Annotated in this window: 17 protein-coding genes and 1 riboswitch; of the genes, 11 read left to right on the top strand and 6 right to left on the bottom strand. The window is 68.7% G+C overall.

The features are described 5' to 3' along the window. Positions 1-7: 7 nt before the first annotated feature. Both OG407_RS34020 and OG407_RS34015 read left to right on the top strand, forming a co-directional pair. Entirely contained in the window at positions 8-976 is a 969-nt protein-coding gene (locus tag OG407_RS34020; RefSeq protein ID WP_328679161.1) for a diacylglycerol kinase family protein, read from the top strand. Positions 977-1,296: 320 nt separating this feature from the next. Next, positions 1,297-1,554 (top strand): WhiB family transcriptional regulator, encoded by a 258-nt coding sequence (locus tag OG407_RS34015; protein ID WP_006142322.1) that lies wholly within the window; start codon positions 1,297-1,299, stop codon positions 1,552-1,554. A gap of 209 nt (positions 1,555-1,763) precedes the next feature. Here the strand turns inward: OG407_RS34015 and OG407_RS34010 are convergent, their stop codons facing one another. Beyond that, positions 1,764-3,230 carry a sensor histidine kinase gene (locus OG407_RS34010; protein WP_403591393.1) on the bottom strand — a complete coding sequence of 489 codons (1,467 nt, stop codon included), beginning with the start codon at positions 3,228-3,230 and terminating at the stop codon, positions 1,764-1,766. A gap of 356 nt (positions 3,231-3,586) precedes the next feature. Beyond that, complete coding sequence (locus tag OG407_RS34005; RefSeq protein WP_405863308.1) at positions 3,587-4,657, bottom strand: SIS domain-containing protein; 1,071 nt, start codon at positions 4,655-4,657, stop codon at positions 3,587-3,589. Positions 4,658-4,871: 214 nt separating this feature from the next. Between OG407_RS34005 and nagB the strand changes: the two genes are divergently transcribed. After that, positions 4,872-5,657, top strand: a complete 786-nt coding sequence (gene nagB / locus OG407_RS34000) for a glucosamine-6-phosphate deaminase (protein WP_405863307.1) — start codon at positions 4,872-4,874, stop codon at positions 5,655-5,657. Positions 5,658-5,764: 107 nt separating this feature from the next. Here nagB and OG407_RS33995 read toward each other — a convergent pair whose 3' ends face one another. The 4 genes from OG407_RS33995 to OG407_RS33980 form a co-directional block, all read right to left on the bottom strand. Beyond that, entirely contained in the window at positions 5,765-7,312 is a 1,548-nt protein-coding gene (locus OG407_RS33995) for a glycoside hydrolase family 3 protein (protein WP_405863306.1), read from the bottom strand. A gap of 8 nt (positions 7,313-7,320) precedes the next feature. After that, the gene (locus OG407_RS33990; protein WP_327401385.1) at positions 7,321-8,184 is read right to left on the bottom strand and encodes a carbohydrate ABC transporter permease; all 864 of its coding nucleotides are present in this window, start codon (positions 8,182-8,184) and stop codon (positions 7,321-7,323) included. Continuing rightward, positions 8,181-9,164, bottom strand: a complete 984-nt coding sequence (locus OG407_RS33985; RefSeq protein WP_403591042.1) for a carbohydrate ABC transporter permease — start codon at positions 9,162-9,164, stop codon at positions 8,181-8,183. Before OG407_RS33985 ends, OG407_RS33990 begins: the two co-directional genes overlap by 4 nt. A 281-nt stretch (positions 9,165-9,445) precedes the next feature. Beyond that, the gene (locus tag OG407_RS33980; RefSeq protein WP_405863305.1) at positions 9,446-10,732 is read right to left on the bottom strand and encodes an extracellular solute-binding protein; all 1,287 of its coding nucleotides are present in this window, start codon (positions 10,730-10,732) and stop codon (positions 9,446-9,448) included. A gap of 309 nt (positions 10,733-11,041) precedes the next feature. Here OG407_RS33980 and OG407_RS33975 point away from each other — a divergent pair, with 309 nt between their 5' ends. The 8 genes from OG407_RS33975 to OG407_RS33940 all read left to right on the top strand — a co-directional run bounded on the left by OG407_RS33975 (position 11,042) and on the right by OG407_RS33940 (position 20,585). Further along, positions 11,042-11,806 (top strand): GntR family transcriptional regulator, encoded by a 765-nt coding sequence (locus tag OG407_RS33975; RefSeq protein ID WP_328679166.1) that lies wholly within the window; start codon positions 11,042-11,044, stop codon positions 11,804-11,806. Positions 11,807-11,874: 68 nt separating this feature from the next. Next, positions 11,875-14,016, top strand: coding sequence for a carbon starvation CstA family protein (locus OG407_RS33970; protein WP_405863304.1), 2,142 nt, complete (start codon positions 11,875-11,877; stop codon positions 14,014-14,016). Next, the gene (locus OG407_RS33965) at positions 13,988-14,200 is read left to right on the top strand and encodes a YbdD/YjiX family protein (protein WP_405863303.1); all 213 of its coding nucleotides are present in this window, start codon (positions 13,988-13,990) and stop codon (positions 14,198-14,200) included. Before OG407_RS33970 ends, OG407_RS33965 begins: the two co-directional genes overlap by 29 nt. Before the next feature lie 126 nt (positions 14,201-14,326). Next, a complete protein-coding gene (locus OG407_RS33960; RefSeq protein ID WP_328679169.1) occupies positions 14,327-14,590 on the top strand; it encodes a DUF3311 domain-containing protein in 264 nt (87 codons plus the stop codon). Continuing rightward, positions 14,587-16,197 carry a monocarboxylate uptake permease MctP gene (gene mctP, locus OG407_RS33955; protein WP_405863302.1) on the top strand — a complete coding sequence of 537 codons (1,611 nt, stop codon included), beginning with the start codon at positions 14,587-14,589 and terminating at the stop codon, positions 16,195-16,197. Before OG407_RS33960 ends, mctP begins: the two co-directional genes overlap by 4 nt. 120 nt (positions 16,198-16,317) lie before the next feature. Then, a complete protein-coding gene (locus tag OG407_RS33950; RefSeq protein ID WP_405863301.1) occupies positions 16,318-16,824 on the top strand; it encodes a GNAT family N-acetyltransferase in 507 nt (168 codons plus the stop codon). 45 nt (positions 16,825-16,869) lie between these two features. Beyond that, positions 16,870-17,001: riboswitch (cobalamin riboswitch) on the top strand. 123 nt (positions 17,002-17,124) lie between these two features. Beyond that, entirely contained in the window at positions 17,125-19,572 is a 2,448-nt protein-coding gene (locus OG407_RS33945) for a ribonucleoside-diphosphate reductase subunit alpha (RefSeq protein ID WP_405863300.1), read from the top strand. Then, entirely contained in the window at positions 19,572-20,585 is a 1,014-nt protein-coding gene (locus OG407_RS33940; RefSeq protein WP_405863299.1) for a ribonucleotide-diphosphate reductase subunit beta, read from the top strand. Before OG407_RS33945 ends, OG407_RS33940 begins: the two co-directional genes overlap by 1 nt. The last annotated feature ends 273 nt before the right edge of the window (positions 20,586-20,858 follow it).

Genomic DNA, 20,858 nt, shown 5'->3' with positions numbered 1-20,858 from the left:
GCAACTCATGCGTGCACTTCTCGTGGTCAATCCGGCGGCAACCACCACAAGCGCACGTACGCGCGACGTCCTGCTCCACGCGCTGGCGAGCGAGATGAAGCTGGAAGCGGTCACCACGGAGTACCGGGGCCACGCGCGCGACCTCGGCCGGCAGGCCGCGGAGAGCGGGAACGTCGACCTGGTCGTGGCCCTCGGCGGCGACGGCACGGTCAACGAGGTCGTCAACGGCCTGCTCCACACCGGCCCCGACCCGGAGCGCCTGCCCGGCCTCGCCGTGGTCCCCGGCGGCTCCACCAACGTCTTCGCCCGCGCCCTGGGCCTGCCCAACGACGCCGTGGAAGCGACCGGCGCCATCCTGGACGCCCTGCGCGAGGGCCGCGAGCGCACGGTCGGCCTCGGGCTGACCTCCGGGACGCCCGGCACCGAGGACGAGGCCGTGCCCTCGCGCTGGTTCACCTTCAACGCCGGGCTCGGGTTCGACGCCGGGGTCGTCGGACGGGTCGAGCAGCAGCGCGAGCAGGGTAAGAAATCCACACACGCTCTCTACGTGCGTCAGGTGGTCCGGCAGTTTCTCGGCGAGCAGCACCGCCGGCACGGGACGATCACGCTGGAGCAGCCCGGCGCGGACCCGGTCACCGATCTCGTGGTGGCCATAGTCTCGAACACCTCGCCCTGGACGTATCTCGGCAATCGCCCGATGTACACGTCACCTAAGGCGTCGTTCGATAAAGGCCTCGACGTACTCGGTCTCAGCCGCCTGTCCAGCGCCGCGGTTGCCCGGTATGGCACCCAGTTGCTCACTTCGTCCCCCGAACGCGGGCCCCATGGCAAGCACGCTGCGGCTCTGCACGACCTGAGTGAGTTCACCTTGCATTCGAAGGTCCCCCTGCCCCTCCAGATGGACGGCGACCACCTCGGACTGCGTACGAGCGTGACGTTCACAGGCGTACGCCGTGCACTGCGTGTGATTGTGTGAGCAGAAAGGGCTGAAGTCCTTTCACTCGAACGTTTAGACCAGGGTCCACCCCATGGAAGTACGGCTGTGACCTAGTCGACACCGAGGAATCAAAAAAAACTTTCCGGAAGGGGTTGTATCCGCCGCTGAGGTTTGCGAGTCTCTACGTGGCGATCGAGACGGCCCGCAACACCGGCCTCCACGGATCACCGGAACCCCTCTTCAATCCACAGGACCTCCGCCAGTGAACCTGGCGTTCGGCCCTTCACTTGTTGAGGGATTCGTGAAAGCGTTCACATTCACAAGCAACCCGCACGTAATACCAAGGAGAGGTAGCAGCCATGGACTGGCGTCACAACGCCGTTTGCCGCGAGGAAGACCCCGAGCTCTTCTTCCCCATCGGCAACACCGGTCCTGCGCTGCTGCAGATCGAGGAAGCCAAGGCTGTCTGCCGTCGCTGTCCCGTTATGGACCAGTGTCTGCAGTGGGCGCTTGAGTCCGGCCAGGACTCCGGCGTCTGGGGTGGTCTCAGCGAGGACGAGCGCCGCGCCATGAAGCGCCGCGCCGCTCGCAACCGTGCCCGTCAGGCCTCCGCCTGACGCCCACCCTGCTAACAGCCTGAGCTTGGCGGCGCGTACAGCGAGTACGCATCTCCCGCCCCCGAGCCGCAGCGCGCAGTACCCCCGATGCGCATAGCAACGAGCGAGCAGCCCCGGATCATCACTTGATCCGGGGCTCTTTGCTGTTCAAACGCCGTCGCGCATACGGCTGTTCGGACCTGCCCAGGTGAAGATCGTGTGCACGTAGGTCACTTGTGCGCCTGCACCGGGACGTCCAGGATCACCCGGGTCCCCCGCTCCGGACCCGGCACCATGTCGAACGTGCCGCCCAACTCGCCCTCCACCAGCGTCCGTACGATCTGCAGGCCCAGGTTGCCGGAGCGGTGCGGGTCGAATCCCTCGGGGAGGCCTACGCCGTCGTCCTGCACGGTGACCAGGAGGCGGGCCTCCTTCGCGGTGCCGCCGCGGACCGCGGAGACCTCGACCGTGCCCGTCTCGCCCTCGCGGAAGCCGTGTTCGAGGGCGTTCTGCAGGATTTCGGTGAGGACCATGGAGAGCGGGGTCGCGACCTCGGCGTCCAGTATCCCGAAGCGTCCGCTGCGCCGGCCGGTGACCTTGCCCGGGGAGATCTCGGCGACCATCGCGAGCACCCGGTCGGCGATCTCGTCGAACTCCACGCGCTCGTCCAGGTTCTGGGACAGCGTCTCGTGCACGATCGCGATCGAGCCGACCCGGCGTACGGCCTCCTCCAGGGCCTCCCGGCCGCTCTCGGAGTCGATCCGGCGGGCCTGGAGGCGCAACAGGGCGGCGACCGTCTGGAGGTTGTTCTTCACCCGGTGGTGGATCTCCCGGATGGTCGCGTCCTTGGTGATCAACTCCCGCTCGCGGCGCCGCAGTTCGGTGACGTCCCTCAGCAGCACCAGTGAACCGATGCGGGTGCCCTTGGGTTTGAGGGGGATCGCCCGGAACTGGATGACGCCGTCGCGTGCCTCGATCTCGAACTCGCGCGGCGCCCAGCCGCTGGCGAGCTTGGCGAGCGCCTCGTCCACCGGGCCCCGGGTCGGGGCGAGTTCGGCGGTGGTCGTGCCCAGGGGCTGGCCGACGAGGTCGGTGGCGAGGCCCATACGGTGGTAGGCGGAGAGCGCGTTGGGCGAGGCGTACTGCACGATGCCGTCGCCGTCGAGGCGGATCAGTCCGTCGCCGACGCGCGGCGAGGCGTCCATGTCGACCTGCTGGTTCGGGAACGGGAAGGAACCGGCCGCGATCATCTGCGCGAGGTCCGACGCGCTCTGCAGATAGGTGAGTTCGAGGCGGCTCGGGGTGCGCACGGTGAGGAGGTTGGTGTTGCGCGCGATGACACCCAGGACGCGCCCGTCCCGTCGTACCGGAATCGACTCGACCCGGACGGGGACCTCTTCGCGCCACTCGGGGTCGCCCTCGCGGACGATCCGGCCCTCGTCCAGGGCCGCGTCCAGCATGGGGCGGCGGCCACGCGGGACGAGGTGGCCGACCATGTCGTCCTGGTACGAGGTGGGCCCGGTGTTCGGCCGCATCTGGGCGACGGAGACATAGCGGGTGCCGTCACGCGTGGGGACCCACAGGACCAGGTCGGCGAAGGAGAGGTCGGAGAGCAGCTGCCACTCCGAGACCAGCAGGTGCAGCCACTCAAGATCGGAGTCGTCGAGTGCTGTGTGCTGGCGTACGAGTTCGTTCATGGAGGGCACGTCTGCGAGCGTACCCGCCGGTCTGTACCTGTCCTAAAAACACCCGCGGGCCGCGGCGCCTGAGAGGGACCCTCAGCCCTCTCGGCACCGCAGCCCGGAGCAGCAACGGCCACGGGGTGTGCGGTCCCGATCGGCCGATGGATGAGGAGCCGGGGCAGTCAGGGCAGAGAGCCTCGGTTCCTCGGTCCGTCCTCCTGTGCGGGGAGGACGGAGGCTTGCGCCGTTAACACATTGTGGACTAGACCACATTCCGTGTCCATGCTTTGAAGGATGTTGACGAGCCTAACCGTGTCGGGTCCTGTGCGGGACTGATTGGTCATGCGAATTTCCGTGGCCGGACCACGGGCTCAGCGGGTCTCCGTCACCTTGGCCAGGGCGCGGGGCGCGTCCGGGTCCTGGCCGCGGGCGATGGTGACCTCGTAGGCGAGGAGCTGGAGCGGGAGGATCTCCAGGATCGGCTGGAGTTCCTCGGGGACGCCCTCCACGGGCAGGACGAAACCGGCCGAGGCCTGGTCGACCTGGCCGGCCGGGCCGATGACGACCAGGTCGGCGCCCCGGCCGCGCAGCCGGTCGAGGACGGGCTGGAGGGCGGCGCCGCCCTTGCCGGCCGTCACGACCGCGATGACCGGGGAGACGTTGTCGACCATGGCGAGGGGGCCGTGCAGGAGGTCGGCGCCGGAGTAGGCGAGGGCGGGGATGTAGCTGGTCTCCATCAGCTTGAGGGCGGCTTCCTTGGCGGTGGGATAGCCGTAGCCGCGCGAGGTGATCACCATGCGTTCGGCGAAGCGGTAGCGGGAGGCGAGGGTGCGGACCTCGTCCTGGCGGGCGAGGAGCTGCTCGGCGAGGTCGGGCAGCGCCTTGGCCGCCGCGCCGTCGCCGTCGCGCAGGCCCTCGACGAAGAGGTAGAGGGCGAGCAGGGAGGCCGTGTACGTCTTGGTCGCGGGGAGGGCCTTCTCCGGGCCGGCCATGATGTCGACGTGGTACTCGGACACGGCGGCCAGGGGTGAGTCCGGGTTGTTGGTCACGGCGACCGTGATCGCGCCGGCCTCGCGGGCGGCCCGGGTCGAGGCGACCAGGTCCGGGGAGCCGCCGGACTGGCTGACGGTGACGACGAGGACGTCGGTCAGGTCGGGGCGGGCGCCGTAGGCCGTGGTCGTCGACATCGAGGTGAGTCCGCAGGGCAGGCCGAGGCGGATCTCCAGGAGGTACTTGGCGTAGAGGGCCGCGTTGTCGGAGGTGCCGCGGGCGGTGAGCAGCACGAAGCGGGGCTTGCGGGCGGCGACCTCCTGGGCGACCTGGCGGATGCGCGGGGCGCCCTCGTCCAGGATGCGGCGCAGGACGGCGGGCTGTTCGGCCATCTCGCGGGCCATGATCCGGCCGGGGAGTTCGTTGTCGGGGGCCGGGGTCGTGGCGGTCATGCGGGGTCCTCCGGAGGTCGGTCGGGGCTGTGCTGCGGTGTCCATTTCACCCCCTCTGCGCGAGGTACGCCTCTGTGGGGCGGTTACCGGTTCTCGGACAGGCGGCGAACTCTGGGAGGGAGAAGCCTCCTCTGTTAGATTGGTGCGCGGATTGGTCTAAACCACACAGCTCTTCCGGGTTCCTCGAAGCCCCTCTGCAGAACGGCAGGCCAGCGTGGAAGTTGTCATCGTTCCGGACGCCAAGTCGGGCGGCGAACTCATCGCCGAGGCCATGGCACAGCTCCTCCGGCGCAAGCCGGACGCCCTTCTCGGCGTGGCCACCGGGTCGACGCCGCTGCCCATCTACGAAGCCCTCGCAGCCAAGGTCCGCGCCGGGGCCGTGGACACCTCGCGGGCCCGGATCGCCCAGCTCGACGAGTACGTGGGGCTGCCCGCCGAGCACCCGGAGTCGTACCGCTCGGTGCTGCGGCGCGAGGTGCTGGAGCCGCTCGGGGTCGGGATCGACGCGTTCATCGGCCCGGACGGGACCGCCGCCGACGTGCAGGCGGCGTGCGAGGCGTACGACCGGGCGCTGGGCGAGGCCGGCGGGGTGGACCTGCAGATACTGGGGATCGGGACCGACGGGCACATCGGGTTCAACGAACCGTGCTCGTCACTGGCCTCACGGACCCGGATCAAGACGCTGACCGAGCAGACGCGGGTGGACAACGCGCGGTTCTTCGACGGCGCCATCGAGCAGGTGCCGCACCACGTCATCACCCAGGGCATCGGCACGATCCTGGAGGCCCGGCACCTGGTGCTGCTCGCGACCGGCGAGGGCAAGGCGGACGCGGTCGCCGCGACGGTGGAGGGACCGGTCGCCGCGGTGTGCCCGGCGTCGGCGCTGCAGTTGCACCGCCATGCGACGGTCGTGGTCGACGAGGGCGCCGCGTCCAAGCTGAAGCTCGCGGACTACTTCCGGCACACGTTCGTCAACAAGCCGGACTGGCAGGGAATCTGACAGAGTCTCACATCTGTACGTGCCGGTGCCGGGCCCGCTCGTGGAGGGCCCGGCACCGGTGTATTCGGGGGTGTTCCCCTGGTCGGGGTCGCTCCCCCGGCTCACGGTCACGCGCCCGCGATGACCTCCGCCGCCGCGTGGCCACAGACCCGGGCCGCGCCGTGAGTCGCGATGTGGAGGGCGCCTCGGGGCGGTGCCTGCGGGACGCCCATCTCGACCACGACGGTGTCGGGGCGGGCGGCCAGCAGGGTGTCGAGGGCGTCCGCCATCCAGGGGTGCCGGTGTTCGTCCCGGACCACGACGACGATGCGCCGCGTCCCGGCCGCCTCCAGGACCACGCCCCCCGCGTCCTCCCCGGCGAACCCGCCCGTCTCCGTACCGGGCAGCAGCCGGGCGAGTTCCGCGGCCACACCCCAGGGGGTCTCGTCGCCCACGGCGATGTTCGCGACCGGGGTGAGGAGGGCGACGTACGGCGGTTCGGTGAGCGGGGTGAAGTCGTCGGCCCCGGTGACCGTGAGGGCGCGACGGGCGGCGACGAGTCCGATGTCGACGCGCGTCACGCCTCCCGCTGACGCGGAGCCCGTCTGTGCGTCGGCCTCCGCCTCCAAAGCGGCAGCGGCACCCGAAGCCGTCCACCGGGCCAACCCCCGTACCCGTTCCGCCGCTTCGGCCAGGCGGTCCTCCGGGAGGTCTCCCGAGCGCACCGCTCCCACCAGCGCGTCGCGCAGGCGTCGTACCGTCTCGTCGTCCGCGAGGCCTCCGCCGACGCAGATCGCGTCGGCGCCGGCGGCGATCGCGAGGACGCTGCCGCGTTCGATGCCGTAGGTGGCGGCGATGGCCTGCATCTCCATGCCGTCGGTGACGATGAGGCCGTCGTAGGCGAGTTGGCCGCGGAGGAGTTCGGTGAGGATGCGGAGGGAGAGGGTGGCCGGGTGGTCCGGGTCCAGGGTGGGGACCAGGATGTGGGCGCTCATCACCGCGCGGGAGCCGGCGGCGATCGCCGCGCGGAACGGGAGCAGTTCGCGGTGCTCCAGGACCGTCGACTCCGCGTCGATGCGCGGCAGCGCGTGGTGGGAGTCGACCGCCGTGTCGCCGTGGCCCGGGAAGTGTTTCGTGCAGGCCGCGACGCCCGCCGACTGGAGGCCGGTGACGTAGGCCGCCGTGTGCCGGGCGACCAGCTCCGGGTCGGCGCCGAAGGACCGGACGCCGATGACCGGGTTGGAGGGGTTCGAGTTCACGTCCGCGGAGGGGGCCCAGTTCAGGTTCACTCCGCAGGCGGCGAGTCTGCGGCCCAGCTCGTGGGCGACCGCCCGCGTCAGGTCCACGTCGTCCACCGCGCCCAGGGCGTGGTTGCCCGGGAAGGAGGAGCCCGTGCGGGCCTCCAGGCGGGTAACGTCTCCGCCCTCCTCGTCGATCGCGACCAGGACGTCGTCCCGTTCGGACCTCAACTGGGCGGTCAGCGAGGAGAGTTGCTCGGGTGACGCGATGTTGCGGCCGAACAGGCCCACCGAGGCGAGGCCTTCGCCGAGGCGCCGGAGCAGCCAGTCGGGGGCCGTGGTGCCGGGGAAGCCCGGTTGCAGGACGGTGAGGGCGTCGCGCGTCAGGCCATCTTTTACAGAATCAGACGCTGTGGTACCGCTGGCGAGTGTCGTCATCGGTGGCGTTATCCCTTCACAGCGCCCGCGGTCAGCCCCGCGGCCATCTTGCGCTGGACGATGAGGAACAGGACGACGATCGGCACGGCCATCATCGTGGCGCCGGCCATCATCGGGGCGTACTCGGTGCCGTGCTTGGTGGTGAAGTTGCCGAGCCAGACGGTCGCCGTCTGGTGTTCCTGGCTGAGCAGCATGAGGGCGTACAGGTACTCGTTCCAGGCCTGGATGAAGCCGTAGACCGAAGTCGCCACCATTCCGGGGGCCAGGAGGGGGAAGACGACCCGGATGAAGGCGCCGGTGCGGGAGCAGCCGTCGACCATGGCCGCCTCCTCCAGTTCCTTCGGGATGTTGACGATGAAGCCGCGCAGGGTCCACACCGTGAACGGGAGGATGAAGGTCAGGTACGTGATGACCAGGCCCGAGAGCTTGTCGTACTGGTCGAGGTCGTTCAGGAGCAGGAAGACCGGGATGATCATCGAGACCAGCGGGACCATCTGGACCGCGAGGATGCCGACGATCACGACCTTGCGGCCGCGGAAGGCGAAGCGGGAGATGGCGAGCGCGGCCAGCAGGCCGACGACGACGCCGATCACGACCACCGACAGGGACACGATGAGGCTGCGGCCGACCGGGCCCCAGAAGTCGGCGATGTCCAGCGCCCGGCGGAAGTTGTCGAGCGTGATGCCGGTGGGCAGCAGGCTCGGGTCCGGGTCGATGGCGTCCTTCGCCGGTTTGAACGCCGTGTCGAGCATCCAGTAGAGGGGGAAGCCGACGACGACGAAGACGAGCAGGCCGAGGAGGTTCCAGCCGACCTTGGACTTCCGGCGCCCACCGGTCGGCTTCCGGGGCGCGTCGGTCGTGAGCGCGCTCATTCGACCTCTCCGATCTGAAGCATCTGACGCATGTAGACGGCGACGACCCCGAGCAGCAGCACCACCGTGACCAGGGCTATCGCGGAACCCTGTCCGTAGTCGTTGACGACGAACGCGCGGTCGTAGGAATAGGTGCTGAGCAGTTGGAAGTCGGCCTCGGGGTGGCCGCCGCGCATCACGAACACCTGGGGGAAGACGCCCATGTCCCAGATCACCGAGAGGGTCGTGAGCATCACGATGATCGGCTTGAGGATGGGCAGGGTGACGTACCGGAAGACGCCCCACGCGCCGGCGCCGTCGAGGCGGGCGGCCTCCTCCAACTCCTGGGGGACCTGGGTGAGTCCGGCGCTGAGGGTGATCACCACGAAGGGCACCGCGCCCCACACCACGAGCAGCATGATGACGAGGAGGCCCTGCGGTCCGCTGGCGAACCAGTTGTGGCCGATCATGTCGACGCCCGGCAACTTGCTGAGCAGCGCGTTGAAGACGCCGTAGTCCGTGTCGAAGAGCCACTTGAAGACGGTGGTCGCGACGATGACCGGCATGCCCCAACTGGCCACCAGGACAACGTTGATGAGGGTCTTCACCCAGCCGGAGACCTTCTGCTGGAGCAGGGCGAGGGCCATGCCGGCGACCATCGTGAAGATGACCGAGCCGGCCGCGAAGACGATCGTGCGGACGACGACGCCCCAGAACTCGCCGTCGCCGAGGATGCCGGAGAAGTTGTCGAAGCCGATCCACTCGGCGGGCTTGAAGCCCCACAGCTGGGACTGGCCGAAGGACTGGAACGACAGGGTGACCAGGCGGACCAGCGGATAGCCCATGACCAGGCCGAGGATGAGCAGACAGGGCGCGAGCAGCAGCCAGGGGACCCCGGCCCCTCTCGACGTCCGCCGTCCGCGGGGTGCGTCGGAGACGCGCGGTGGGGGCGCCTGCCGCGGCGGCGGCACCTTGGCAGGGGTGGTCGTGTCGGCACTCATCGCGCGCTCCTCAGCGATCCCTCAGGTCGTACGGCCGTGCTTCGTACGAGTGGCGGGGCCCTGCCCCGAGAACACCGAGGTGTCCAACAGGGCCCCGCACTGGGTCCTGCCGTCAAACTCCCGTCGTCCGCCCGGAGGGCGGGCCCGGCGGCGTCTGGTGCGTGCGATCGCAAGGCGCCGGAGCGTCCTCGTGGCGGAGCCACGTGGGCGGTTCGGCAACGCAGCGAGCGTGCGTGCCAGGCGTCGCCGGGCAGGCGGGAGTTTGGCGGCAGGGCCCCCGGTCACTTGGTGTTGATGACCTTGTCGATCGCGGTGTCCGCGGCCTTCGCGGCGTCCTCGACCGACTGCTTGCCGGTGCCGATGTTCTGCAGCATGGTCTGCAGGACCTGGGCCTTCTCGACCTGGCCCCAGCCCGGTGCCATCGGGACGAACCAGTTGGACTCGGCCGCGGTGGCCGGGACCGCCGTCGCGGGGTCGCTCTTCAGCGTCGCGAGGTCGGTCTTGTTGTTCGGCAGGTTGCCCTTGGCGATCAGGCCCTTCTGGCCGGACGGACCGGTGAAGGCGTTGATCCACTCGGCGGCGAGCGCCTGCGCCTTGGACTTCACCGGGACGGCGAGGTCCGAACCGCCGAGGAACACGGGCATGTTCTTGCCGGACGGGCCGGGCATCACGAAGTTGACGAGGCTGGTGGCCAGCTTGCCGCCGGTCTTGTCGTTCTTCGGGTCGGCGGCGGTCGCGCCCTCCCATGCGGCGCCGAAGATCATGGCCGCCTTGCCCTGGCCGTAGACGATGTAACGGTCGGACTCGTCCTTGGTCTTGTCGCCGTGCATGTACTTGTCGATGACCGACTTCCACTCGTTGAGTCCCTTGATGGACTCGGGCGAGGAGAGGCTGGCCTTCCACTCACTGCCGGACTGGGTGGCGATGGCGCCGCCGGCGTCGTAGACGAAGGACATGGCCGCGTACCAGTCACGGGTGGGCTGGTACCAGGCGCTGAACTTGCTGCCTTCCTTCTTCTGGATCTTGTCCAGGTCGGCGGTCAGCTCGGCGTACGTGGTCGGGGTCGACTTGATGCCGGCCGAAGCGGCGATGTCCTTGCGCCAGTTGGCGACGCGGCCACCGGCGTAGTAGGGGACGCCGTAGGTCTTGCCGTCGTAGGTCACGGAGGCCTTGAGGCCGTCGAGCCAGGCGGAGGAGTTGGTGAACTTGGCCGGGTCGACGGGTGCGAAGGCGCCCTTGACCATGTAGCTCAGCATCTCGGTGTTGCCCATCTCGACCACGTCCGGCACCTTGTCGGTGGCGAGAACCGCGTCGAGCTTGGTGTTCTTGTCGGGCCAGCCGTAGTACTCGTGCTTGATCTTGACGCCCGGGTGGGCCTTCTGCACGGCCGCGTCGGCCGCCTTCACCAGCTGGGGCCAGTTGTTCTGCGCGTCGACGGTGAGCCAGACGGTCAGCTCCTTGGCGTCGGCGCCGCTGTTCGAAGAGCTCTTGTCGTCGTTGCCCCCGCACGCCGCGATGGAGACCATCATGCCCGCGATACCGATCGCGGCTATCAGCTTGCGCTTCACGCCACCCTCCTCAGGGATGCCTGCCACACCTCCCGCCCAAGAGCCGGGACCTGAACCAATGGTGTAGACCAGTACCGGGAGCTTGGACCAGACCACAGGGCCTGTCAAGAGCCCCCGAAACACCCCTGACCAGCCGTTATGCGACCTACATATGCAGGAACCTTTAAGTAAGAAGGCAGCGAAAACAACGGCGCCGGAGTACTCTCTTCCGCTAGACCACTTGGCGCTGTGGACTAGACCAAAAGAGACGGCGACGGTATACAGAGGGGATCACCAAGTGACCCTTGTCCGGAGCCCGGAAGGCGGAGCATGAGCACCGACGTCAGCAGTGCGGAGAACGAGGGTGGGGCCACCGTCCGCACCGCGCGTGTGCCGAAGTACTACCGCCTGAAGAAACACCTTCTCGACATGACGGAGACGCTGCCGCCCGGCACCCCGGTCCCGCCCGAGCGCACCCTGGCCGCGGAGTTCGACACCTCGCGCACCACCGTGCGCCAGGCACTTCAGGAACTGGTCGTCGAGGGCCGCCTGGAGCGCATCCAGGGCAAGGGCACGTTCGTCGCCAAGCCGAAGGTCTCGCAGGCCCTCCAACTCACCTCGTACACCGAGGACATGCGCGCCCAGGGCCTCGAACCGACCTCGCAGCTCCTCGACATCGGCTACATCACCGCCGACGACACCCTCGCCGACCTGCTCGACATCACCGCCGGCGGCCGGGTCCTGCGCATCGAGCGCCTCCGCATGGCCAACGCCGAACCGATGGCCATCGAGACGACCCACCTCAGCGCGAAGCGCTTCCCCGCCCTGCGCAGGTCGCTCGTCAAGTACACGTCCCTGTACACCGCGTTGGCCGAGGTCTACGACGTCCACCTCGCCGAGGCCGAGGAGACCATCGAGACCTCCCTGGCCACCCCGCGCGAGGCCGGCCTCCTCAGCACCGACGTCGGCCTGCCCATGCTGATGCTCTCCCGCCACTCCATCGACAAGGAGGGCAAGCCGGTGGAGTGGGTGCGGTCGGTGTACCGGGGCGACCGCTACAAGTTCGTGGCGCGACTCAAGCGCCCGCAGGACTAGGGGACTTACGGAGTTACCCGGGTTGCTCTACGTTCCACCCGTCGCCGCATGGACGGGAGGGCAACCCGGTGCGTACCGCGAACGTCCGAACCATCGTCGTCTGGACCCTCGTCGCGCTCGTCGGCGCGGCGGGCTGGTCCGTGCTCGCGCTGGCGCGGGGCGAGAACGTGTCGGCCGCCTGGATGGTCGCCGCCGCGCTCGGCTCGTACGCCATCGCCTACCGCTTCTACGCGAAGTTCATCGCGTACCGGGTCCTGAAGGTCGACGGCACCCGGGCCACCCCGGCCGAACGCCTCGACAACGGCATCGACTACCACCCCACCGACCGCCGCGTCCTGCTGGGCCACCACTTCGCCGCGATCGCCGGCGCGGGCCCGCTCGTCGGACCCGTACTCGCCGCGCAGATGGGCTACCTGCCCGGCACGGTCTGGATCATCGCCGGGGTCATCTTCGCGGGCGCGGTCCAGGACATGGTGGTCCTGTTCTTCTCAACCCGCCGCGACGGCAGGTCACTCGGGCAGATGGCCCGCGAGGAGATCGGCCCGTTCGGCGGCGCCGCCGCGCTGGTCGCCACCTTCGCCATCATGATCATCCTGCTCGGCGTGCTGGCCCTGGTCGTCGTGAACGCGCTGGCCTCCTCCCCCTGGGGCACCTTCTCCATCGGCATGACCATCCCGATCGCCCTCCTGATGGGCTTCTACCTACGGGTACTTCGCCCCGGCCGCATCTCCGAGGTCTCCCTCATCGGCGTCGCCCTGCTGCTGCTCGCCCTGGTCGCGGGCCGCTGGGTCGCCGAGTCGTCCTGGGCCGGCACCTTCACCCTCGCGCCCTCGACGCTGGTGATCTGGCTGGTGGGCTACGGCTTCGTCGCCTCGGTCCTCCCCGTCTGGACCCTGCTCGCCCCGCGCGACTACCTCTCCACCTTCATGAAGATCGGCACCATCGGCCTGCTGGCGATCGGCGTCGTGGTCGCCCTGCCCGCCCTGAAGATGCCCGCCGTCACCGACTTCGCCAAGCACGGCAACGGCCCGGTCTTCGCCGGCTCGCTCTTCCCCTTCGTCTTCATCACGATCGCCTGCGGCGCCCTGTCCGGCTTCCACTCGCTCATCTCCAGCGGCACGACCCCGAAGATGATCCAGAAGGAAACCCAGATCCGCATGATCGGCTACGGCGCCATGCTGATGGAGTCGTCCGTCGCGGTCATGGCGCTGGTCGCCGCGAGCGTCATCGACCCGGGTCTGTACTTCGCGATGAACGCCCCGGCCGGCGCGATCGGCACGACGGTGCAGAACGCCTCGCAGGTGGTGAGCAGTTGGGGCTATCACATCTCCCCCGCCGACCTCGCGCAGGCCGCGAAGAACGTCGACGAGGCGAGCCTGCTGTCCCGCACCGGCGGGGCGCCCACCCTCGCGGTCGGCGTCTCGGAGATCTTCTCCAAGGTGACCGGCGGAAGCCTGCGCGCCTTCTGGTACCACTTCGCGATCATGTTCGAGGCGCTGTTCATCCTGACCGCGTTGGACGCGGGCACACGCGTGGGCCGGTTCATGCTCCAGGACATGCTCGGGAACGTCTACCGGCCGTTCAAGAACGTGAGTTGGCGGCCCGGCCTGGCCCTGACGAGCGCGATCGTGTGCGCGCTCTGGGGCTACTTCCTCTGGGTCGGCGTCCACGAACCCCTCGGCGGAATCAACCAGCTCTTCCCCATCTTCGGCATCGCCAACCAGCTCCTCGCGGCGGTCGCCCTTGCCGTCTGCACCACCCTCCTGGTGAAGTCCGGGCGCCTCAAGTGGGCCTGGATCACCGGGATTCCACTCGCCTGGGACGCGACGGTCACCCTGACCGCGAGCTGGCAGAAGGTGTTCTCCGGCGACCCGAAGGTCGGCTTCTTCAAGCAACGCTCGGTGTTCCAGGACGCGATCGACGCGGGCAAGGTCCTGCCGCCCGCCAAGTCGATGGACGACATGCGCACCGTGGTCACCAACTCCACGGTGGACGGGGTACTTTCGGCCATTCTCGCGGTGCTCGTCGTGGTCGTGATCGTGGACGCCCTTCGCGTCTGCGTTCGACACATCCGCCGCCCCGCGCTCTCGACTCTGAGCGAGACGCCGTACGTCGAGTCGAACATCATGGCACCGGCCGGGCTGATCCCGACCCGCGAGGAGAAGGAGGAGGTGGCACGCGATGCGGTCGGCGCCGAGGCGGGCGGCTGACCGGCTGGCCGGTGGAGTGCGTTGGTACGTCCGGGAGTTGATGGACGAGTCGGCGTACGACCGCTACGTGGCGCACGTACGCCGGAACCACCCCGACGCGGAGGTCCCGAACCGCCGCGACTTCGAACGCATGCGGACAGACCGCCAGGAGGCCGACCCTCGCCAGGGTTTCCGCTGCTGCTGACACCGATGTCAGGCCTTCACAGAATCGACATGCCGATATGCGGACGAGGTCTTCCGTACGCGCGATGCCGTGACCTAGATTGCCTGCGCATTACACAGGCGATCATTGAGGTGACGGAGCCGCGACATGTCAGACGTACCCGAAGTTCCGCCCGAACCGGCACCACCGCTGGTGACACCGGCCCGCGTCGTCATCGCGGTCTGCCTCGTCGCGCCGTTCGTGGCGCTGCTCTGGGTCGGCTCCTACACCAAGATCGACCCCACGTTCATCGGCGTCCCGTTCTTCTACTGGTACCAGATGCTCTGGGTGCTGATCTCGACGGTGCTGACGATGACCGCCTACAAGCTGTGGCAGCGCGACCAGCGGACCCGCCATGGAGGTAACCGGTGAACGACGGCGTGAACGGCGTCGCTCTCGGCGTCTTCATCTTCTTCTTCCTGGCCGTCACGGTCCTGGGCTTCCTGGCCGCCCGCTGGCGCCGCGCCGACAACGAGCAGAGCCTCGACGAATGGGGCCTGGGCGGACGGTCGTTCGGCACCTGGGTCACCTGGTTCCTGCTCGGCGGCGACCTCTACACGGCTTACACGTTCGTGGCGGTCCCGGCGGCGGTCTACGCGGCGGGCGCGGCCGGCTTCTTCGCGGTGCCGTACACGATCCTCGTGTACCCCCTCATCTTCACGTTCCTGCCCCGCCTCTGGTCGGTGTCGCACAAGCACGGATACGTGACGACCTCGGACTTCGTGCGCGGGCGCTTCGGCTCCAAGGGGCTGTCCCTGGCCGTGGCGGTCACCGGCATCCTCGCGACGATGCCGTACATCGCGCTCCAACTGGTCGGCATCCAGGCCGTGTTGGACGTCATGGGGGTCGGCGGCAGCGCGAACTCCAACTGGTTCGTGAAGGACCTGCCACTGCTGATCGCGTTCGCGGTGCTGGCGGCGTACACCTATTCATCGGGCCTGCGGGCGCCCGCGCTGATCGCGTTCGTGAAGGACGGGCTGATCTACCTCGTCATCACGGTGGCGATCATCTACATCCCGATCAAGCTCGGCGGCTTCGACGACATCTTCAGCGCGGCGGGCGCCAAGTTCAAGGCGGCCGGGGCGGGCGGACTCGTCCCCGCACCGGCGGGCCAATGGACGTACGCCACACTGGCGTTGGGCTCGGCGCTGGCCCTGTTCATGTACCCCCACTCGATCACCGCGACGCTCTCCTCCAAGAGCCGCAACGTGATCCGCCGCAACACCACGATCCTGCCGCTGTATTCACTGATGCTGGGCCTGCTCGCGCTGCTCGGCTTCATGGCGATCGCGGCCGGAGTCAAGGTCACCAACGGCCAGTTGGCGATCCCGCAGCTGTTCGAGAACATGTTCCCGGACTGGTTCGCGGGCGTGGCCTTCGCGGCGATCGGCATCGGCGCCCTCGTCCCCGCGGCGATCATGTCCATCGCGGCGGCGAACCTCTTCACCCGCAACATCTACAAGGACTTCATCAAGCCGGACGCGACCCCGGCCCAGGAGACAAAGGTCTCCAAGATCGTCTCCCTCCTGGTGAAGGTGGGCGCCCTGGCCTTCGTCCTGACGATGGACAAGACGGTCGCCATCAACTTCCAGCTCCTGGGCGGCATCTGGATCCTCCAGACCTTCCCGTCCCTGGTGGGCGGCCTCTTCACCCGCTGGCCCCACCGCTGGGCCCTCCTCACCGGCTGGGCGGTCGGCATGATCTACGGCACCCTCGCCGCGTACGGGGTCGCCTCCCCGACCCAGGACCACTTCGGCGGCTCGTCCAAGGAGATCCCCGGCATCGGCGAGATCGGCTACATCGGCCTGACGGCGTTCGTGATGAACGTCGTGGTGACGGTGGTCCTCACGTTCGCGCTGAAGGCGTTCAAGGCCCCCGAGGGCGTGGACGAGACAAGCCCCGCCGACTACACGGCGGACGCGGGCGACCCGGGCGTAGAGGTGGAACTACCTCCGGCAACAGCAGGGGCAACCCACTAACGCAGGCTGACCGTCCCCACCCAGGGGCGCGGGGAACTGCGCGACCAGCCACACACGACCCGCAGCGGGCCACCGGGAGCACCCCCCTCGGCGGCCCGCTGTTCGTACACACTGACCCCCATGGACATCCTCATCCGCCGAGCCAACCCCACCGAATACGAAGACCTCGGCACCCTCACAGCCCACGCCTACCTCGACGACGGCCTCCTCGACTACGGCGACGACGACCCCTACCTCCCCGTACTGAAGGACGTAGCAAGCCGAGCCGCAGCAGCCGAAGTCCTCGTCGCCGTGGAGGGCGACCACCTCCTCGGCGGAGTCACCTTCGTCCCCGGCCCCGGCCCGGTCGCCGACATAGCGCGACCCGGCGAGACAGAGATCCGCGCACTGGCGATCGCCCGCACCGCCCGCGGCCGAGGCGCAGGCGAGGCCCTCGTCCGCGCCTGCATCGACCGTGCCCGAGCCACCGAGGGCTGCGAGGCCGTAGTCCTGTCGACCCAGAGTTCCATGCACGCGGCCCACCGCATCTACGAACGCCTGGGTTTCGTCCGCACCCCCGACCGCGACTGGAACCCCGTGCCACACCTGGACGATCTCACTCTGCTCACCTACAAGCTGACACTCTGAAACCACCGCGACACAACATCTGGTGGTGACGTGACAGGCGAGCACAAGATGTATGCTCATGCTCGCTGTCGCCGCAGGGGAATCCGGTGCGAATCCGGAACTGTCCCGCAACGGTGTACTTACGTGCATATGCACGCATGGTCAGTCCGAGGACCTGCCGACAGCTCGCGTCCGGCCACCCGGCCAGGCGCATGACGTCCGGGCCTCGTGGAGTGGGCCGGTGGACGCGACGCCCCGTGCGCTCGTGTACTGCCGCCTGCCCTCGGCGAGGCCCCGTGCCGAGCGAGGGAGAGCCCCACCGTGACCATCGCGCCAGCAGAGCCGGCATCAGCGACCCAGGTGAACGAGGCGATCGTAGCGACCGCGACCGGACCCGGAACCGACGTTCCCGGTACGGCTGTTCAGGGCGCCGACGGCCCCGGTACCGCGATCCTGCGGACCCTGACCGAGCTGACCGCCGACCTCCCCGACGCCGACCCCGGCCGGGTCGCCGCCGCCACGTTGCGCGGCCGGTCCGCGCACGCGGACGTGGCGGAACTGCGCGAGCTGGCCACGGAGGCGGCCGCCGGCCTCATCTCCGAGGACCCGGTCTACTCCCGGCTGGCCGCCCGGCTGCTGACGGTCAGCATCGCCGCCGAGGCCGCCTCCCAGGGCGTCACGACGTTCACCGAGTCCGTCGCCGTGGGCCACCGCGAGGGCCTCATCGCCGACCGCACCGCCGAGTTCGCGACGCTGCACGCGGCCCGCCTCGACGCGCTGATCGCCGCCTCCTTCGATGAGGGCGCCGACGACCGCTTCGGCTACTTCGGCCTGCGCACCCTGTACAGCCGTTACCTCCTGCGGCACCCGATCACCCGCAAGGTCATCGAGACCCCCCAGCACTTCATGCTGCGCGTGGCCGCCGGTCTCGCCGAGGACGACAGCACCCGCGCCCTGGACGAAGTGGCCGCGCTCTACCGCCTGATGAGCCGCCTGGACTACCTCCCGTCCTCCCCCACGCTCTTCAACTCCGGCACCCGGCACCCCCAGATGTCGTCCTGCTACCTCCTCGACTCCCCGCTGGACGAGCTGGACTCCATCTACGACCGCTACCACCAGGTCGCCCGCCTCTCGAAGCACGCCGGCGGCATCGGGCTGTCGTACTCCCGCATCCGCAGCCGGGGTTCGCTGATCCGGGGCACGAACGGGCACTCCAACGGCATCGTCCCGTTCCTGAAGACGCTGGACGCCTCGGTCGCCGCGGTGAACCAGGGCGGCCGGCGCAAGGGTGCCGCCGCGGTGTACCTGGAGACCTGGCACTCCGACATCGAGGAGTTCCTGGAGCTGCGGGACAACACGGGTGAGGACGCCCGCCGTACGCACAACCTGAACCTCGCGCACTGGATCCCGGACGAGTTCATGCGCCGGGTGAACGAGAACGGCGACTGGTCGCTGTTCTCCCCCGCCGACGTGCCCGAGCTGGTCGACCTGTGGGGCGACGAGTTCGACGCCGCGTACCGCAAGGCCGAGGCGCAGGGGCTCGCCAAGAAGGCCATCCCGGCCCGTGACCTCTACGGCCGCATGATGCGCACCCTCGCGCAGACCGGCAACGGCTGGATGACCTTCAAGGACGCGGCCAACCGCACCGCCAACCAGACGGCCGAGCCGGGCCACACGGTCCACTCCTCCAACCTCTGCACGGAGATCCTGGAGGTCACGGACGACGGCGAGACGGCGGTCTGCAACCTGGGTTCGGTGAACCTCGGCGCGTTCGTGGTCGGCGACGACATCGACTGGGAGCGGCTGGACGAGACCGTCCGCACGGCCGTCACCTTCCTGGACCGCGTGGTCGACATCAACTTCTACCCGACCGAGCAGGCGGGCCGTTCCAACGCCCGCTGGCGCCCGGTCGGCCTGGGCGCGATGGGCCTCCAGGACGTCTTCTTCAAACTCCGCGTCCCCTTCGACTCCCCGCAGGCGCAGGCCCTTTCGACGCGCATCGCCGAGCGCATCATGCTCGCCGCGTACGAGGCCTCCGCCGAACTCGCGGAGCGCAACGGCCCGTTGCCCGCCTGGGAGAAGACCCGCACGGCCCGCGGTGTCCTGCACCCGGACCACTACGACGTGGAGCTGACCTGGCCGGAGCGCTGGGCCGCGCTGCGGGAACGTATCGCCCAGACCGGCATGCGCAATTCACTCCTGCTGGCCATCGCGCCCACCGCCACCATCGCGTCCATCGCGGGTGTCTACGAGTGCATCGAGCCGCAGGTCTCGAACCTCTTCAAGCGCGAGACGCTGTCCGGCGAGTTCCTCCAGGTCAACTCCTACCTGGTGAACGAGCTGAAGCAGCTCGGCGTGTGGGACGCCCGCACCCGTGAGGCCCTGCGCGAGGCCAACGGCTCGGTGCAGGGCTTCAGTTGGATCCCGGCCGAGGTCCGCGCCCTGTACCGCACGGCGTGGGAGATCCCGCAGCGCGGCCTGATCGACATGGCCGCCGCCCGCACCCCGTTCCTGGACCAGTCCCAGTCCCTGAACCTGTTCCTGGAGACGCCGACGATCGGCAAGCTCTCCTCGATGTACGCGTACGCCTGGAAGCAGGGCCTGAAGACGACGTACTACCTGCGCTCCCGCCCGGCGACCCGCATCGCCCGCGCGGCCCAGGCCCAGGTTCAAACCCAAACCCCCATCCCCGTACAGCAGTTGACCCCCGACGAAGACGCGGTCGCCTGCTCTCTTGAGAACCCCGAGTCCTGCGAGGCCTGCCAGTAATGAGCTCCACCGAAAAGAACCTCCTCGACCCGGGCTTCGAGCTGACCCTCCGCCCGATGCGCTACCCGGACTTCTACGAGCGCTACCGGGACGCGATCAAGAACACCTGGACCGTCGAGGAGGTCGACCTCCACTCGGACGTCGCCGATCTCGCGAAGCTGACGCCGGGTGAGCAGCACATGATCGGCCGGCTGGTCGCGTTCTTCGCGACGGGTGACTCGATCGTGGCGAACAACCTCGTGCTGACGCTGTACAAGCACATCAACTCCCCCGAGGCGCGGCTGTACTTGAGCCGTCAGCTCTTCGAGGAGGCCGTGCACGTCCAGTTCTACTTGACGCTGCTCGACACCTACCTGCCCGACCCGGAGGACAGGACGGCCGCCTTCGACGCGGTGGAGAACATCCCCTCCATCCGCGAGAAGGCCGAGTTCTGCTTCAAGTGGATCAACGAGGTCGAGAAGCTGGACAGCCTCCAGACCCAGGCCGACCGCCGCCGCTTCCTCCTGAATCTGATCTGCTTCGCCGCGTGCATCGAAGGGTTGTTCTTCTACGGCGCGTTCGCGTACGTCTACTGGTTCCGCAGCCGGGGTCTCCTGCACGGCCTCGCCACCGGCACCAACTGGGTGTTCCGCGACGAGACCATGCACATGAGCTTCGCCTTCGAGGTGGTCGACACCGTCCGCAAGGAGGAGCCGGAGCTGTTCGACGACCAGCTCCAGCAGGAGGTGACCGACATGCTGCGCGAAGCCGTCGAGGCGGAGCTGCAGTTCGGGCGCGACCTGTGCGGTGAGGGTCTGCCGGGCATGAACACCGACTCGATGCGCCAGTACCTGGAGTGCGTCGCGGACCAGCGCCTCCAGCGGCTGGGCTTCGCCCCGGTGTACGGCTCCGAGAACCCCTTCTCCTTCATGGAGTTGCAGGGCGTCCAGGAGCTGACCAACTTCTTCGAGCGCCGCCCGTCGGCGTACCAGGTCGCGGTGGAGGGCACGGTCGACCTGGACGAGGACTTCTAGCCCCACCCGGCCGACCCCCGGTCGCCCTTTATCTGTGTCTTACTTCGCGGACGGCCCATGGAGCTTCCATGGGCCGTCCATGGAGTTTCTATGGAGCGGCAAAGTTCATGGGGTGCGTCTGTTCGCGGTCTCGTCGCCCCGGCTACGTTCCACCCGTCCTGTTCATGTCATTCATCAATGGCCCCACAGGACGCTCAAAGTGTCATGCCCATGACGACGTCATCTGCCGCCGCTACGCGCGTCACAGGCCTGCCACCACGCCGAGGAACCCCA

The sequence above is a fragment of the Streptomyces sp. NBC_01515 genome (genome assembly GCF_045040345.1).
Taxonomy (GTDB): Bacteria; Actinomycetota; Actinomycetes; order Streptomycetales; family Streptomycetaceae; genus Streptomyces.
Note: the sequence above shows the minus strand (reverse complement) of the source record. Positions and strands in the feature narration are given on the sequence as shown.